This window comes from Vogesella urethralis (genome assembly GCF_007644045.2).
Taxonomy (GTDB): domain Bacteria; phylum Pseudomonadota; class Gammaproteobacteria; order Burkholderiales; family Chromobacteriaceae; genus Vogesella; species Vogesella urethralis.
Genome location: NZ_VMDW02000026.1, coordinates 19,157 through 35,709 on the forward strand (window position 1 = coordinate 19,157; position 16,553 = coordinate 35,709).

At 59.8% G+C, this 16,553-nt stretch carries 17 protein-coding genes; 16 read left to right on the forward strand and 1 reads right to left on the reverse strand.

Annotation, left to right across the window (positions count from 1 at the left end):
- The first annotated feature begins 169 nt into the window (after positions 1 to 169).
- From mnmG to glmS, 16 genes are all read left to right on the forward strand, one after another.
- A complete protein-coding gene (mnmG, locus tag FLQ03_RS01100) occupies positions 170 to 2,062 on the forward strand; it encodes a tRNA uridine-5-carboxymethylaminomethyl(34) synthesis enzyme MnmG (protein WP_144373849.1) in 1,893 nt (630 codons plus the stop codon).
- A gap of 105 nt (positions 2,063 to 2,167) precedes the next feature.
- Positions 2,168 to 2,797 (forward strand): 16S rRNA (guanine(527)-N(7))-methyltransferase RsmG, encoded by a 630-nt coding sequence (rsmG, locus tag FLQ03_RS01105; protein WP_144373850.1) that lies wholly within the window; start codon positions 2,168 to 2,170, stop codon positions 2,795 to 2,797.
- Positions 2,794 to 3,585: a ParA family protein gene (locus FLQ03_RS01110; RefSeq protein ID WP_144373851.1), complete on the forward strand. Its 792-nt coding sequence runs from the start codon at positions 2,794 to 2,796 to the stop codon at positions 3,583 to 3,585. Before rsmG ends, FLQ03_RS01110 begins: the two co-directional genes overlap by 4 nt.
- Position 3,586: 1 nt before the next feature.
- Positions 3,587 to 4,447, forward strand: a complete 861-nt coding sequence (locus FLQ03_RS01115; protein ID WP_144373852.1) for a ParB/RepB/Spo0J family partition protein — start codon at positions 3,587 to 3,589, stop codon at positions 4,445 to 4,447.
- A 90-nt stretch (positions 4,448 to 4,537) separates the two neighbouring features.
- Positions 4,538 to 4,900, forward strand: a complete 363-nt coding sequence (locus FLQ03_RS01120; RefSeq protein ID WP_144373853.1) for an ATP synthase subunit I — start codon at positions 4,538 to 4,540, stop codon at positions 4,898 to 4,900.
- A gap of 9 nt (positions 4,901 to 4,909) precedes the next feature.
- The gene (gene atpB, locus FLQ03_RS01125; protein ID WP_144373854.1) at positions 4,910 to 5,722 is read left to right on the forward strand and encodes a F0F1 ATP synthase subunit A; all 813 of its coding nucleotides are present in this window, start codon (positions 4,910 to 4,912) and stop codon (positions 5,720 to 5,722) included.
- A 63-nt stretch (positions 5,723 to 5,785) separates the two neighbouring features.
- On the forward strand, positions 5,786 to 6,073 hold the full coding sequence (gene atpE / locus FLQ03_RS01130) for a F0F1 ATP synthase subunit C (RefSeq protein ID WP_026108060.1): 288 nt from the start codon (positions 5,786 to 5,788) through the stop codon (positions 6,071 to 6,073).
- Between the two features lie 50 nt (positions 6,074 to 6,123).
- Entirely contained in the window at positions 6,124 to 6,594 is a 471-nt protein-coding gene (locus tag FLQ03_RS01135) for a F0F1 ATP synthase subunit B (protein ID WP_144373855.1), read from the forward strand.
- 7 nt (positions 6,595 to 6,601) lie between these two features.
- Positions 6,602 to 7,138 carry a F0F1 ATP synthase subunit delta gene (locus tag FLQ03_RS01140; RefSeq protein WP_144373856.1) on the forward strand — a complete coding sequence of 179 codons (537 nt, stop codon included), beginning with the start codon at positions 6,602 to 6,604 and terminating at the stop codon, positions 7,136 to 7,138.
- Positions 7,139 to 7,146: 8 nt separating this feature from the next.
- Positions 7,147 to 8,688, forward strand: a complete 1,542-nt coding sequence (atpA, locus tag FLQ03_RS01145; RefSeq protein WP_144373857.1) for a F0F1 ATP synthase subunit alpha — start codon at positions 7,147 to 7,149, stop codon at positions 8,686 to 8,688.
- A gap of 43 nt (positions 8,689 to 8,731) precedes the next feature.
- Complete coding sequence (atpG, locus tag FLQ03_RS01150; RefSeq protein ID WP_144373858.1) at positions 8,732 to 9,598, forward strand: F0F1 ATP synthase subunit gamma; 867 nt, start codon at positions 8,732 to 8,734, stop codon at positions 9,596 to 9,598.
- Positions 9,599 to 9,640: 42 nt separating this feature from the next.
- The gene (atpD, locus tag FLQ03_RS01155; RefSeq protein ID WP_144373859.1) at positions 9,641 to 11,035 is read left to right on the forward strand and encodes a F0F1 ATP synthase subunit beta; all 1,395 of its coding nucleotides are present in this window, start codon (positions 9,641 to 9,643) and stop codon (positions 11,033 to 11,035) included.
- Positions 11,036 to 11,050: 15 nt separating this feature from the next.
- Positions 11,051 to 11,473, forward strand: coding sequence for a F0F1 ATP synthase subunit epsilon (locus FLQ03_RS01160; protein ID WP_144373860.1), 423 nt, complete (start codon positions 11,051 to 11,053; stop codon positions 11,471 to 11,473).
- A 111-nt stretch (positions 11,474 to 11,584) separates the two neighbouring features.
- Positions 11,585 to 12,949, forward strand: a complete 1,365-nt coding sequence (gene glmU / locus FLQ03_RS01165) for a bifunctional UDP-N-acetylglucosamine diphosphorylase/glucosamine-1-phosphate N-acetyltransferase GlmU (protein ID WP_144373861.1) — start codon at positions 11,585 to 11,587, stop codon at positions 12,947 to 12,949.
- Between the two features lie 114 nt (positions 12,950 to 13,063).
- Positions 13,064 to 13,837 (forward strand): DeoR/GlpR family DNA-binding transcription regulator, encoded by a 774-nt coding sequence (locus FLQ03_RS01170; RefSeq protein WP_144373862.1) that lies wholly within the window; start codon positions 13,064 to 13,066, stop codon positions 13,835 to 13,837.
- 22 nt (positions 13,838 to 13,859) lie between these two features.
- The gene (gene glmS / locus FLQ03_RS01175; protein WP_144373863.1) at positions 13,860 to 15,689 is read left to right on the forward strand and encodes a glutamine--fructose-6-phosphate transaminase (isomerizing); all 1,830 of its coding nucleotides are present in this window, start codon (positions 13,860 to 13,862) and stop codon (positions 15,687 to 15,689) included.
- A 66-nt stretch (positions 15,690 to 15,755) separates the two neighbouring features.
- Here the strand turns inward: glmS and FLQ03_RS01180 are convergent, their stop codons facing one another.
- Entirely contained in the window at positions 15,756 to 16,055 is a 300-nt protein-coding gene (locus FLQ03_RS01180; protein WP_144373864.1) for a hypothetical protein, read from the reverse strand.
- Between the last annotated feature and the right edge of the window lie 498 nt (positions 16,056 to 16,553).

Below are 16,553 nucleotides of genomic sequence, written 5' to 3' on the forward strand. Positions count from 1 at the left end.
CGATGCTAGGCAGCTGCGTTGACAGCAGCGTGACGCTGCGGTGGCGCTGTCATGACGGCTGTTTGAAATCCGCGTGACAGCCAGGGTCATTAAAATCAACAACTTACAAAATCGGCGTTTTAACGTACAATACCCGGTTTTGTTTGACCGATCTTTTCGCGAAAGACCTATGATCTACCCGACTACCTTTGACGTCATCGTCGTGGGCGGTGGCCACGCCGGAACCGAGGCTGCGCTGGCCGCGGCGCGCATGGGCTGCCAGACCCTGCTGCTTACGCACAACATCGAAACCCTGGGCCAGATGTCGTGCAACCCGTCCATTGGTGGCATCGGCAAAGGTCATCTGGTGAAAGAGGTCGACGCGCTGGGCGGTGCCATGGCACTGGCCACCGATATCGGCGGCATCCAGTTCCGCACCCTGAATGCCAGCAAAGGCCCGGCGGTACGCGCCACCCGCGCCCAGGCCGACCGCATCCTGTACAAGGCGGCCATCCGCGAGATGCTGGAAAACCAGCCCAACCTCACGCTGTTCCAGCAGCCGGTAGACGACCTGCTGATGGACGGCGACCGCGTCGCCGGCGCCATTACTGCCATCGGCATTACCTTCCGCGCCAAGACCGTGGTGCTGACGGCGGGTACTTTTCTGTCCGGCAAGATCCACGTGGGGCTGGAAAATTACACCGGCGGCCGCGCCGGCGACCAGGCTGCGTCCACGCTGGGCGAACGCCTGCGCGAGCTGAGCCTGCCGGTTGGCCGCCTGAAAACCGGCACCCCGCCGCGTATTGATGGCCGCACCATCGACTTTTCGGTGATGGAAGCGCAGCCGGGCGATACGCCGGAGCCGGTGTTCTCCTACCGTGGCAGCCGCGCCCTGCACCCCAAGCAGCTGCCGTGCTGGATCACCCACACCAACCAGCAGACCCACGACATCATCCGCAGCGGCTTTGACCGCAGCCCGATGTTTACCGGCGTCATCGAAGGCGTGGGCCCGCGCTACTGCCCGTCTATCGAAGACAAGATCAACCGCTTTGCCGACAAGGAAAGCCACCAGATCTTCCTGGAGCCGGAAGGCCTGACCACGCACGAGTACTACCCCAACGGTATCTCCACCAGCCTGCCGTTTGACATCCAGCTGGCGGCGGTGCGCTCGATTCGCGGCCTGGAAAACGCGCATATCCTGCGCCCCGGCTACGCCATCGAGTACGACTATTTCGACCCGCGCGGCCTGAAAACCACGCTGGAAACCAAGGCCATCCAGGGCCTGTTCTTTGCCGGCCAGATCAATGGCACCACCGGTTATGAAGAAGCCGCTGCCCAGGGCCTGCTGGCCGGCCTGAACGCCGGTTTGTACGCCCGCGAACAAGACGGCTGGTGCCCGCGCCGTGACGAAGCCTACCTGGGCGTGCTGGTGGACGACCTCACCACGCTGGGCGTGTCCGAGCCGTACCGCATGTTTACCAGCCGCGCCGAGTTCCGCCTGCAGCTGCGCGAAGACAACGCCGACCTGCGCTTGACCGAGGTTGGCCGCAAGCTGGGCCTGATCGGCGATGCGCAGTGGGACGCGTTCTGCCGCAAGCGCGACGCGGTAGAGGCGGAGAAGCAGCGCTTGGCCAGCACCTGGGTGCAGCCAGGCAAACTGCAGCCGGGCGAAGACGAAGCCATCGTCGGCCAGAAGCTCAGCCGCGAATACACGCTGGCCGACCTGCTGCGCCGCCCCAACGTGCCGTACCGCGAGCTGATGAAGCTGTCGCTGGCAGGGGAGGGCGTCGCCGACGACATCGTGGCCGAGCAGGTGGAAATCCAGATCAAGTACCAGGGCTATATCGATCGCCAGAACGAAGAGGTAGCGCGCCTGGAGCAGCTGGACGACGTGAAGCTGCCGGGCGATATCGATTATGCGCTGGTGAAGGGGCTGTCCAAGGAAGTGTCACAAAAGCTCAATCAGCACCGTCCGGAAACGCTGGGCCAGGCCTCGCGCATCCAGGGCATTACCCCGGCGGCGGTGGCCTTGTTGCTGGTGCACCTGAAACGCGGTTTCAGCGAAGCGCGCCAGGACGCCTGATCCGGTTTTTGCTGCACTGCGCTCCGGAGTTGCCACTTCGGGGCGCATTTGTTTTTGATACCCGTTACAATCGGGGCAGTTTACTCAATTCCTATCGCCATCATCATGACGCACCGCGCTGAACTCACCCAAGGCCTGGCCGCCATCGGCCTGGCGCTGACCGATGCCCAGATCGACCTGCTGGAAGGCTACCTGGGCCTGCTGGCCAAGTGGAACCAGACTTACAATCTCACCGCTATCCGCGACATGGATCGCATGGTGAGCTACCACCTGCTGGACAGCCTGACCCTGGTGCCGCAGCTGGACGGCGGTAGCCGCTTGCTGGACGTGGGTTCCGGTGGCGGCATGCCCGGCATCCCCACCGCCATCGCCCGCCCGGACATGAAGGTGGTGGTGCTGGACGCTAACCACAAGAAAACCACTTTCCTGCGCCAGGCGGTCATCGAGCTGAAGCTGGACAACGTGGAAGTGATCACCGACCGCGTGGAAGCCTACCAGCCGGCCGAGAAATTTGACCGTATCACCAGCCGTGCATTCTCCGAGCTGGCCGAGTTCGTCAAACTGTCGCGCCACTTGCTGGCCGACGGCGGCCAGTTTGTCGCCATGAAGGGCGTGTACCCGTTCGAGGAAATCGCCCAGCTGCCGGCCGACTTTGCCGTCGCGGAAGTGAAGAAACTGGACGTGCCCGGCCTGGACGCCGAGCAGCGTCACCTGGTGCGCGTGGTCGCCAAATGACAGCGCGCATCATTGCGGTAGCCAACCAGAAAGGCGGCGTCGGCAAGACCACCACCGTGGTCAACCTGGCGGCCGGTCTGGTAGAGCAGGGGAGGCGGGTGCTGATTGTCGACCTCGATCCGCAAGGCAATGCCACCATGGGCAGCGGCATCGACAAGACCACGCTGCAGCGCTCGGTGTACCACGTGCTGATGGGCGAACACAGCATTGAGGAAGTGCGCCAGCCGGCGAAAGAAGGCGGCTATGACGTGCTGCCGGCCAACCGCGACCTGTCGGCCGCCGAGATCGAACTGGTGCAGGAGCTGGCGCGCGAAGCCCGCCTGAAGAACGCGCTGGAGCTGGTGTCTGGCGAGTACGACTACGTACTGATCGACAGCCCGCCGTCGCTGAACCTGCTCACCCTGAATGGCCTGGTGGCCGCGCAGGGCGTGCTGATTCCGATGGTGTGCGAGTACTACGCGCTGGAAGGGCTGACCGACCTGGTGAACACCTTGCGCAAGGTGCGCGCCGCGGTGAACCCGCGCATCGAGATCATGGGCCTGCTGCGCACCATGTTCGACGCCCGCAGCAACCTGTCGCAGCAGGTGTCCGAGCAGCTGGCGCGCCACTTTGGCGGCAAGGTGTTCGACACCGTGGTGCCACGTAATATCCGCCTGGCCGAAGCGCCCAGCCACGGCCTGCCCGGCATCATCTACGACCGTACCGCCCGAGGCTCGCAAGCCTACCTAACCCTGGCTGCCGAACTGATCGGCCGTCTGGAACCGCAAACTGCAAGTACCGAGCAATAACATGGCCAAACTCAAAGGACTCGGGCGCGGCCTGGACGCGCTCCTCTCCACCGTCGAGGCAGACAACGAACGCCTGACCACGCTGCCGGTCGGCAGCATCCGCCCTGGCCGTTACCAGCCACGCAGCCATATGGACGAAGCCGCGCTGGCCGAGTTGGCCGCGTCCATCAAGTCGCAAGGCCTGATCCAGCCTGTGGTGGTGCGCGAGATCGGTCTGGGTGATTACGAACTGATCGCCGGCGAACGTCGCTGGCGCGCCAGCCAGCTGGCGGGCCTGGCCGAGATTCCGGCTGTGGTGCGCAGCGTAGCCGACCAATCGGCGTTGGCGATGGGGTTGATCGAGAACATTCAGCGCCAGCAACTGGACCCGCTGGAAGAGGCGCGCGGCATCAAGCGCCTGATCGAAGAATTCGGCCTGACCCATGAAGCCGCGGCCGAAGCACTGGGCCGCTCGCGCAGCGCCATCAGCAACCTGCTGCGTCTGCTGGCGTTGCCTGAGCCGTTGCAACAGATGCTGCACGAAGGTCAACTGGAAATGGGGCATGCCCGTGCGCTGCTGCCGTTGCCAGTGCTGGAGCAGATGACGCTAGCGCAGGCTGTGGTAGCGGAACAACTGTCGGTGCGCGAAGTCGAGCAGCGCGTACAGGCGCTGGCCGCGCCCAAGGTTGGCCGCAAAGCGGCGGCTGCCCAGGTGAAAGATGCCGATATCGATCGCCTGGCTAACCTGCTGTCAGACAAGCTGGGCATGACGGTCAGCTTCCGTCATGGTAATAAAGGCAAGGGCAAGTTGATCATCGATTATGCAAGCCTGGACGAGCTGGACGGGCTGCTGGAAAAACTGCAAGCAAAATCAACTGGCTGAGCGGTCAGCGGGTGATATCCAGCTGACGTGGCGAAGTTGACGCTTTCGTCAGCCCAAGCCTATAATCGATCGATTTTTTAAGTGCCGTACATGAATAATCCGGACGCCAAACGCGTAATTCGACTGCAGGTGAGGTTAACCCTGCTGGCCGTGGTGATCAGCATGCTGGTCGCTGGCGCGACAATCAACGTTCCGGTGTCGGCACTGATCGGCGGCTTGTGTGCCATCTTGCCGGCACTGGCCTACGTACGCATCGCCGGATCGATGCAAAGGGTTTCACCTGCAGAATTGATGCGGGCGCATTACAAGGCAGAGGCAGTCAAGTTTGTACTGACACTTCTGTTATTTGGTGGTGCTCTCGCTTTTTTCAAGGATTTGTCAGTGGCGGGTCTGTTTGGTGGCTACATAGCCGCCACTTCCGCCTACTGGTTCGGGCTTCTGATTAAAAATTGAGATAGAGCGATGGCAAGTAACGCAACTGATTACATCAAGCACCACCTGACATTCTGGAACTCTTCGCATGAAGGCGGCTTCGGCAGCCTGCACATCGACAGTTTCTCCGTTTCCCTGATCCTGGGCTTCCTGTTTGCTGGCGTGTTTGCCTACGTGGCACGCAACGCCAAGCTGGAAAACCCCGGCAAACTGCAGTTGTTTGTCGAGTCGATCGTCGAAATGGTCGATACCCAGGTCAAGGAAATCTTCCACGCCAAGAGCAACGTGATTGCGCCGCTGGCACTCACCATCTTCTGCTGGGTGTTCCTGATGAACGCCATGGACATGCTGCCGGTTGACCTGATTCCGATGGCTGCCCAGTGGATCGGCTTCACCTTCTTCGGTGCCGACCCGCATCACGTTTACTTCCGTGTGGTACCGTCTGCTGACGTGAACGTTACCTTCGGTCTGTCCATTTCTGTCCTGCTCTGCATCATCGGCTTCTCCATCTCTGCCAAGGGCCTGGGCGGCTGGATCAAGGAACTGTTCACTGCCCCGTTCCACGCCAGTGGCCCGGTTGGCACCATCCTGCTGGCACCGGCCAACTTTGCACTGCAAATGGTAGAGCTGCTGGCCAAACCGATTTCGCTGTCTCTGCGTCTGTTCGGTAACATGTACTCCGGCGAGCTGATCTTCATCCTGATCGCGCTGCTGCCGTGGGCTGCTCAGTGGGTACTGGGCGCACCGTGGGCGATCTTCCACATTCTGGTGATCACCCTGCAGGCCTTCGTGTTCATGATGCTGACCATCGTGTACCTGAGCCTGGCAGTAGAGAAGCACTAAGTTTAAAAAGTTTTTTCGTACCTTTTCTCAAACCATCCTTGCATTAGTCTTTAGGAGATTTAAATGGAAGCTCTCGTTTCTCAGATCCAGTCGATGACCGCTCTGGCTGCAGCTCTGATCATTGGCCTTGGTGCTATCGGTACCGCTCTGGGCTTCGCCATTCTGGGCGGCAAGTTCCTGGAGTCCTCCGCTCGCCAGCCGGAACTGATCCCGGTTCTGCAAACCAAGCTGTTCATTATCGCTGGTCTGCTGGATGCCATCTCCATGATCGGTGTGGGTGTAGCTATGCTGTACACCTTCAACAACCCGTTCCTGTCTGCAGCTCTGGCTGCCCTGAAAGCTGGCGCTTAATTTTTAAGCGAAAACGGTTGTTGTCGTAACCACACTGGAGGAAAACAAGCGTGGAATTCAACGTAACACTACTGGGCCAGGCGATCACCTTCGCTATCCTGGTATGGTTCACCATGAAGTTTGTTTGGCCTCCGCTTACCAACATGATGGAAGAGCGTGCCAAGCGTATTGCTGATGGCTTGGCCGCTGCAGAACGTGGCAAGCAGGATCTGGAAGCAGCTGAAAAGCGTGTTGCTGACGAACTTCGTCAGGCCAAACAACAAGCTACCGAGCTGATCCTGGCCGCTGAAAAGCGCGCCAACCAGATCGTGGAAGAAGCCAAGGACGCCGCTCGCACCGAAGGTGCCAAGCTGGTAGCCGAAGCCAAATCCCAGATCGATCAGGAAGTGTTGCGTGCCAAGGAAGCCCTGCGCGAGCAGGTAGCTGGTCTGGCCGTAGCCGGCGCAGAGAAGATCCTGCGCAAAGAGATCGACGCTGCCAAGCACGCTGATCTGTTAGCCTCCATCAAAGCGGAGTTTTAATTAACTCATGGCAGAACTCATTACCGTAGCAAGGCCCTATGCCGAAGCGGTATACAGCCTTGCCACCGAGCAGCAGTCTCAAGCCAAGTGGTCTGACGCGCTCGCGTGGCTGGCTGCCATGGTGGCGAACCCGGACGTGGCGCAAGTCGTCACCAACCCGAAACATACCGCTCAAGAGATTGAGGCGTTGTTTGTGGACGTACTGGGCGACAAGGCCAACGATGACGTGAAGAAATTCATCGTTACCCTTATCGAAAACCGTCGTCTGACGCTGCTGCCGCAGATTGCCGAACAGTTTGAAGCCCTCAAGGCCCGTGCAGAAGGTGTACTGGACGCAGTAGTCGAGTCCGCCTACACCCTGGATGACGCCCAGCAAGCCGACCTGATCGCCACGCTTACCAAGAAATACGGCAAGACCGTACGGATTGAAGTGCGTGTAGTCCCCGAGCTGATCGGTGGCGTGCGAGTACTGGTTGGTGACGACGTGATCGACGCGTCGGTGAGCGGCAAGCTGCAGGCAATGGCAGCCAGCCTCAAGAATTAGGAGAGATCATGCAGTTGAACCCCTCTGAAATCAGCGATCTGATCAAGGCGAAGATTCAGAACCTGGCTGAAGGTGCCGAGACCCGTACCAAAGGTACTGTGATCTCCGTAACCGACGGTATCGTTCGTATCCACGGCCTGACAGACGTGATGCAGGGTGAAATGCTCGAGTTCTCGGGCAACACCTTTGGCCTGGCCATGAACCTGGAGCGTGACTCCGTAGGTGCCGTGATCCTGGGCGAGTACGAGCACATCTCCGAAGGTCAGGAAGTGAAGTGCACCGGCCGCATTCTGGAAGTGCCGGTAGGTCGCGAACTGGTTGGCCGCGTGGTAAACGCGCTGGGTCAGCCGATCGATGGCAAAGGCCCGATCAATGCGTCCGCTGCTTCCCCGATCGAAAAGATTGCTCCGGGCGTAATTGCCCGTCAATCCGTATCGCAACCGATGCAAACCGGCCTGAAGTCGATCGACTCCATGGTACCGGTTGGCCGCGGCCAGCGTGAACTGATCATTGGCGACCGTCAGACTGGTAAAACCGCCGTGGCACTGGATGCCATCGTGAACCAGAAAGGCACCGGCGTTATTTGTATCTACGTAGCCGTAGGTCAGAAAGCGTCCTCCATCGCCAACGTAGTGCGCAAACTGGAAGAGCACGGCGCAATGGGTCACACCATCGTGGTTGCTGCTACCGCTTCCGAAGCTGCCGCACTGCAGTTCATCGCACCGTACTCCGGCTGCGCGATGGGCGAATACTTCCGCGACATCGGTGAAGATGCGCTGATCGTATACGATGACCTGTCCAAACAGGCCGTTGCCTACCGTCAGATCTCCCTGCTGCTGCGCCGCCCGCCGGGCCGCGAAGCTTACCCGGGCGACGTATTCTACCTGCACTCCCGTCTGCTGGAACGCGCTTCCCGCATCAACGCGGATGAAGTAGAAAAGCTGACTGGTGGCGCCGTGAAAGGCAAAACCGGCTCGCTGACCGCTCTGCCGATCATCGAAACCCAAGCTGGTGACGTTTCCGCTTTCGTTCCGACCAACGTAATTTCCATTACCGACGGTCAGATCTTCCTGGAAACCGATCTGTTCAACGCTGGTATCCGTCCTGCTATTAACGCAGGTATTTCGGTATCCCGCGTGGGTGGCGCTGCGCAAACCAAGGTCATCAAGAAACTGGGCGGTGGTATCCGTCTGGCTCTGGCCCAGTACCGCGAACTGGCTGCGTTCTCGCAGTTTGCTTCCGATCTGGACGAGGCGACCCGCAAGCAGCTGCAACACGGTGAAGTGGTTACCGAGCTGATGAAGCAGAAACAGTTCTCGACCCTGTCTACCGCCGAAATGGCGCTGACCCTGTGGTCCGTGAACAAGGGTTACTACGAAGACGTACCGGTCAAGAAAGCCCTGGCTTTCGAAGCTGCTTTCCTGGCTTACGTTCGCGCTAATCACGCCGACGTACTGACCGCGACCGACGCTTCTGGTGATCTGTCTGCCGACAACGAAAAAGTACTGGCCAAGGCGATCGAATCGTTCAAGGCTGGCTACAGCTTCTAATCTGAGTCTTTCGGATACCTCGAGTTAAAGAAAGGTTCAGGATATGGCAGTCGGTAAAGAGATTCTCACCAAGATCCGAAGCGTGCAGAACACGCAGAAGATCACCCGCGCTATGCAAATGGTGTCGACCTCCAAGATGCGCAAAACGCAAGAGCGTATGCGCGCTGCCCGTCCTTACGCCGACAAGGTGCGTGCTGTCATGGCGCACCTGGCTTCGGCCAATACGGATCTGGAGCACCCACTGCTTGCCCGTCGCAGCGAAATCAAGCGCGCCGGCATTATCGTGGTGACCTCGGACAAAGGCCTGTGCGGTGGCTTGAACGCCAACGTGCTGAAGCGCTTTTACGCCAAGGTCAACGAGCTGCAAGCGCAAGGCGTCCAAGTGGAAGCCTGCGCCCTGGGCCAAAAAGGCCTGGCAGCATGCCAGCGTACCAAGATTAACGTGGTGGCAAGTGCGGTTCATCTGGGCGACGTGCCCAAGATGGAAAAACTGATCGGCCCGCTTACAGTACTGCTGAACAAGTACGCTGAAGGCGAACTGGATGCGGTTTACATCGTGTACTCCCGCTTCATCAATACGATGAAACAGGAGCCGGCGCTGGAACAGCTGCTGCCGCTGACCGAAGAACACATGGTGGTAGAACACGCCCATTCGTGGGATTACGTGTACGAGCCGAGTGCTTCCAACGTCATGGAGTTCCTGGTCAAGCGTTACCTCGAATCTGTTGTGTACCAAGCGGTAGCCGAGAACATGGCTTCCGAACAAGCCGCCCGTATGGTGGCGATGAAGGCCGCAACCGATAACGCAGGTAACGCCATCAAGCAGCTGCGTCTTGTGTACAACAAGTCGCGTCAGGCAGCGATTACCAAAGAGCTGTCCGAGATCGTGGCCGGTGCCGCAGCGGTTTAACCGTCGCAGGACTGTAAAAGTTTATTGAGTTAGGAACCGATAATGAGCCAAGGCAAAATCGTACAAATCATTGGCCCGGTAGTTGACGTGGAATTCCCGCGCGACGCCATGCCAAAGGTTTATGATGCCCTGAAGCTGGTTGACGCAGATCTGACGCTTGAAGTTCAGCAACAGCTGGGCGATGGCGTGGTGCGTACCATTGCTATGGGTAGCTCTGACGGCCTGAAGCGTGGCATGGCGATTACCAATACCGGCGCACCGATTTCGGTACCGGTTGGCGCTGCCACCCTGGGTCGTATCATGGACGTACTGGGCAACCCGGTTGACGAAGCCGGCCCGGTAGCTTCCGAACACGTTCGCGCCATTCACCAGGCTGCGCCGAAGTTTGACGAACTGTCCTCCGCCACCGAACTGCTGGAAACTGGCATCAAGGTTATTGACCTGCTGTGTCCGTTTGCCAAGGGTGGTAAGGTTGGTCTGTTCGGTGGTGCCGGTGTGGGCAAGACCGTAAACATGATGGAACTGATCAACAACATCGCGAAGGCACACTCCGGTCTGTCCGTATTCGCAGGTGTTGGTGAACGTACCCGTGAAGGTAACGACTTCTATCACGAGATGAAAGAGTCGAACGTTCTGGATAAAGTTGCCATGGTTTACGGCCAGATGAACGAGCCGCCGGGTAACCGTCTGCGCGTAGCGCTGACCGGTCTGACCATGGCCGAGCACTTCCGCGACGAGAAAGACGCCAACGGCAAAGGCCGTGACGTTCTGTTCTTCGTGGATAACATCTACCGCTACACTCTGGCCGGTACCGAAGTATCCGCACTGCTGGGCCGTATGCCGTCCGCAGTAGGTTACCAGCCGACCCTGGCCGAAGAGATGGGCCGTCTGCAAGAGCGTATTACGTCCACCCGTGATGGTTCCATTACCTCCATCCAGGCCGTATACGTACCTGCGGATGACTTGACTGACCCGTCCCCGGCTACCACCTTTGCTCACTTGGATGCAACCGTGGTTCTGTCGCGTGATATCGCCTCGCTGGGTATCTACCCGGCCGTGGATCCGCTGGACTCCACCTCCCGCCAGCTGGACCCGCTGGTAGTAGGCGACGAGCACTACAGCGTAGCCCGCGGTGTGCAGACCACGCTGCAGAAGTACAAGGAACTGCGTGACATCATCGCGATTCTGGGTATGGACGAGCTGTCTGAAGAAGACAAACTCGTTGTATACCGCGCGCGTAAGATCCAGCGCTTCCTGTCCCAGCCGTTCCACGTAGCTGAAGTATTTACCGGTTCCCCGGGCAAATACGTTCCGCTGAAGGAAACGATCAAGGGCTTCAAGGCGATTCTCAGCGGCGAATACGACCACCTGCCGGAACAGGCGTTCTACATGGTTGGCGGTATCGAAGAAGCTGCCGACAAAGCCAAGACCCTGTAATCAAGGAGACGGCTCATGGCCAAGATGCATGTGGAAGTGGTCAGCACCGAACAGCAGATTTACGCTGGCGAAGCGGAGTTCCTCGTGGCTCCGGCAGCGGAAGGCGAGATCGGTGTCTACCCGCGTCACGTGCCGCTTCTGACCCGTATCAACCCCGGCGTACTGCGTCTGACAGTGCCGGGTTCCAAGGACGAGGTTCTGGTGGCGGTGTCCGGTGGCATGATGGAAGTGCAACCGACCCACATCACCGTTCTGGCTGATACGGCGATCCGCGGTGAGGATCTGGACGAAGCTCGCGCCAACGAGGCCAAACGTGCTGCCGAGGATGCCCTCAAGCACGCTACCGACGACCTGGACACGGCAAAGGCCCACGCAGCGCTGGCTGCCGCCATTGCCCAGCTCAAGGCGCTGGAATACCTCCGCAAGCGCGTGCACTAAGCACACGACGGTGTGTTGAAAACAAAAGGCTGCCACGAAAGTGGTGGCCTTTTTCTTTGCTTTTTGATGGCATAATTCGGGCTTACCTGCACGAATCTCTGGTCAAATTTTATGGAATCTCTAAGCGTAGTCATTCTGGCGGCCGGCAAGGGCAAGCGTATGTACTCGGCCCTGCCCAAGGTGCTGCACCCCATCGGCGGCCAACCCATGCTGGCCCGCGTCATCGACACCGCCCGCCAGCTGAACCCGGGCAAACTGGTGGTGGTATACGGCCACGGTGGCGACCTGGTGCGCGAACGCATTACCGATGCCGACGTGGAGTGGGCATTGCAAGCCGAGCAACTGGGGACCGGCCACGCACTGAAGATGGCGTTGCCGCACCTGCCCAAGGTTGGCCGCACCTTGGTGCTGTACGGCGACGTGCCGTTGACTACGCTGGAGACCCTGCAACAGCTGCTGGATGCGGCACAGCAAGGCATCAGCCTGCTGACTGACGTGCTGGCCGACGCCAGCGGCTACGGCCGCATCGTACGTAACGAGGCCGGCGAAATTGTGGCCATCGTCGAAGACAAAGACTGTAACGCCGAGCAGAAAGCCATCCGCGAAATCAACACCGGCATGATGGTGCTGCCCAACGACAGACTGGAAGGCTGGCTGGGCGAGCTGCGCAACGGCAATGCGCAAGGCGAGTACTACCTGACCGACGTGATCGAGCTGGCGGTTCGTAACGGCCTGGCCGTGCCGGGCGTTACCGTGGGCGCCAGCTGGGAAGCCGCTGGCGTCAACAACAAGGTGCAACTGGCCGAGCTGGAACGCCAGTTGCAGCTGAACCAGGCGCGTGCGCTGCTGACCGCCGGCGTGATGCTGGCCGACCCGGCACGCATCGATATCCGCGGCCAACTGCAGCACGGCATGGATGTCAGCATCGACGTCGGCTGCGTGTTCGAAGGCCAAGTTACCCTGGGCGATAACGTGGAGATTGGTGCCTACTGCGTGCTGAAAAACGTGCAGGTCGCCGCGGGTACCCGCATTGCGCCGTACTCGCATCTGGAAGACGCCGTGGTGGGTGAAGCCTGCCGCATCGGGCCGTACGCTCGTCTGCGCCCGGGCGCCGAGTTGGCCGCACACGTGCACGTGGGCAACTTTGTCGAGATCAAGAAAGCCACCGTGGGCGAAGGCTCCAAGGTTAACCACCTCACCTACATCGGCGACGCCCAGATCGGCAGCAAGGTGAACGTGGGCGCCGGTTCGGTGACCTGCAACTACGATGGCGTCAACAAGTTCAAGACCGTCATCGGCGATAACGTGTTTGTTGGCTCCGGCACCCTGATGGTGGCGCCGGTGACGCTGGAAGAGGGCGCCACCATTGGCGCCGGTTCGGTCGTTACCAAGACCGCCCCGGCTGGCCAGCTGACCGTGGCGCGCGCCAAACAGCTTACTGTGGCTGGCTGGCAGCGCCCGCAAAAGCTCAAGTAAGCGAGCCCGAATCCACCACCCCGCTGCGGCGGGGTTTTTTTATGCCAATTACAACTTGTCAGCCGGAATCTTTCGCGATAGTATCGCGAAACTTTCGGAACGAAAGATAAATGCATGACCAAAAGAAACACGCAGCAGCGCCGTCACGCGATTGTGGCGCTGGTGCAAGAGCGGGGTGAAGTCAGCGTCGACGAGTTGACGCAGCGCTTTGCCACCTCGGAAGTCACCATCCGCAAAGACCTGGCGCTGCTGGAAACCGGCGGCCTGCTGCTGCGTCGCTACGGCGGTGCGGTGTCCTTGCCCAGCGAAATGGTGGCCGAACCCGACCCGCAACAGGTTTCGGTACGAAAGATGGCGATCGCGCGTGCGGCGGCCAACCGGCTGCGCGATCACAACCGCGTCATCATCGACAGCGGCACCACCACCCGCAGCATGATTCCGCTGCTGGGCAGCAAGCGCGGCCTGGTGGTAATGACCAATTCGCTGAACGTGGCCGGTGCGCTGCGCGAGCTGGAAAACGAGCCCACGCTGCTGATGACCGGCGGCACCTGGGACCCGCATTCCGAGTCGTTCCAGGGCCAGATCGCCGAGCAGGTACTGCGTTCGTACGACTTCGACCAGCTGTTCATCGGTGCCGACGGCATCGACCTGGCACGCGGCACCACCACCTTCAACGAGCTGGTGGGGCTGTCGCGGGTAATGGCCGACGTGGCCCGCGAAGTGATCGTGATGGTGGAATCGGAAAAAATCGGCCGGCGTATTCCCAATCTGGAGCTGCCCTGGAGCAGCATCCATACGCTGGTAACAGACGACGCCCTGGCCGACGACGCCAGGGCCCAGATAGAAGCCCGGGGCATTACCGTGATCTGCGCCCCGCTGGCAGACTGAGTTTGACTCAAGGAGACGCAGCATGTGTGGCATCGTCGGGGGCATCGCCCAGCGCAATATCGTTCCGGTACTGGTAGAAGGCCTGAAGCGCCTGGAATACCGCGGTTATGACTCGTCCGGCATTGCCGTGCACATGGGTAACGATATTACCCGCGTGCGCCGTGTTGGCCGCGTGGCCGAAATGGAAGCCGCAGCGCTGGCTGAGCAGGTAGAAGGCCAGCTCGGCATCGGTCACACCCGCTGGGCCACCCACGGCGGCGTTACCGAATACAACGCCCACCCGCACGTGTCGAACGGCCTGATCGCCGTGGTGCACAACGGCATCATCGAAAACCACGAAGAAAAGCGCGAAGCCCTGAAAGCCGCCGGCTACACGTTTGAATCGCAGACCGACACCGAAGTGATCGCCCACCTGGTACACCAGTACTACGTGGCAGAAAAAGACCTGTTCCGCGCCGTGCACCGCGCCACTCGCGAGCTGACCGGCGCCTACGCCATCGGCGTCATCGCGCTGGACCGCCCCGACGAACTGGTGTGCGCGCGCATGGGCTGCCCGCTGCTGGTGGGCCTGGGCGAAGGCGAAAACTTTATCGCCTCCGACGTTTCCGCCGTGCTGTCGGCCACCCGTCGCGTCATCTTCCTGGAAGAAGGCGACATCGGCCACCTCACCCGTAGCAGCGTGAAGCTGATCGACAAGGACGACCAGCCGGTAGAACGCAAAGTGCACGTGTCCGACGTGTCGCTGGCGTCGTTGGAACTGGGCCCGTACAGCCACTTCATGCAGAAAGAAATCCACGAACAGCCGAAAGCGCTGTCCGACACCATCGAAGTGGTGCTGGACGACGGCTTCGTCCCCGAGCTGTTCGGGCCGGCTGCGGCCAACGTGCTGCCGCAACTGAGTGGCGTGAAGATCCTGGCCTGCGGCACCAGCTACTACGCCGGCCTCACCGCCAAATACTGGATAGAAAGCATCGCCGGCGTGGTGTGCGACGTGGAAATCGCCAGCGAATACCGCTACCGCGACGCCTACGCCGACCCGAACCACCTGGTGGTGACCATCTCGCAGTCCGGCGAAACGCTGGACACCATGGAAGCGCTGAAATACGCCAAGAGCCTGGGCCACCAGTACGCGCTGTCTATCTGCAACGTACGCGAATCCGCCATCCCGCGCGCGTCCGAACTGGTGTTCTACACCCGCGCCGGCGCCGAAATCGGCGTGGCCTCCACCAAGGCCTTCACCACCCAGCTGGTCAGCCTGTTTGCGCTGGCGGTCACGCTGGGCAAGGTACGCGGCCGCGTCAGTGCCGAGCAAGAGGCACAGTACCTGGACGAGTTGCGCCACCTGCCGGGCAGCGTGCAGCACGCACTGAACCTGGAGCCGCAGATCAAAGCCTGGAGCAGCCAGTTTGCCGCCAAGAACGACGCGCTGTTCCTCGGCCGTGGCCTGCATTACCCCATCGCGCTGGAAGGCGCGCTGAAGCTGAAGGAAATTTCCTACATCCACGCCGAAGCCTACCCGGCCGGCGAACTGAAGCACGGCCCGCTGGCGCTGGTAGACGAAAACATGCCGGTAGTGGTGATTGCCCCCAACGACGTGCTGCTGGAAAAAGTGAAATCCAACATGCAGGAAGTGCGCGCCCGTGGCGGCGAACTGTTCGTGTTTGCCGACGCCGACAGCCACTTTGTCGATTCCGACGGCGTACACGTCATCCGCACCCCGCGCCACGTGGGAGTGCTCAGCCCCATCGTGCACTCCATTCCGGTACAGATCCTGGCCTACCACGTCGCCCTGGCGCGTGGTACCGACGTGGACAAACCGCGCAACCTGGCCAAATCGGTCACCGTGGAATAAGGTTGGCCGCAGGTAGCTAAAAACAAAACCCGCATAAGCGGGTTTTGTTTTTGATGGGTAATCACGTCAGCGATACGCTACTTGTGACAGAACGACCTTGCTGGTCTTGTCAAAACCATGTTTGGTTAAGCGCCAGCGCAGGTTCCAGAGCGCAGCCAGTTGGTCTTTGCCTGGCACTTTCGGGCCAACGGTAATACTGCTATTGGTGGTGAACAAAAAAGGATTGGTCTCAATATACAAGCGGCCCGGTATCCGTTCATCGCTGCGAATACGGGAGTCATTCAATGGAAGCATACGTACTGCCCGCACTTCATGTTCATTGGCGTACTGCTCGTCCTTATACAGGTAAAGTAATTCGGGCAGCATGCTGGTGTGGAGCAACAATAGTTTTTGACACAAAACAATATAATTTGACACAAACTAATATAATTTGACACAACTAGCCCCCTCCCTATACTTCCAGTGAGTTACAAGTTTCTGGAGAGTGTAGTGAGGGGGCGTCGTTTTAAGACTCAGGCCGACATTGATCGGTACGTTGAACAGGGCTATGGCCAAGGTGAGGGGCAAAGCTACAAGCCATGGCTTCGGGTGCAGGATGTGCCTTCCTGTGGCCGTTCTCACAAGGTGGCGGGGAGCAAAGTTGATCGAACCCATCATCTTCTATCCGACGTTGAGTATGCTTACTTCTTGACTCTGGAGTTCTCCGAGCGAGTCATTGATATCCGCGAGCAATACCCCGTCTTTCCCGTTGCAGAGGCACAGGACATCGCTGCAAGTCTAGGCATCAAGCGACGTCCCCCCAATCTCAGTAGCACTACGCTTTAGAGTCCAAGGCTAATTTACCTGATTTCTCCGCCAGTAATT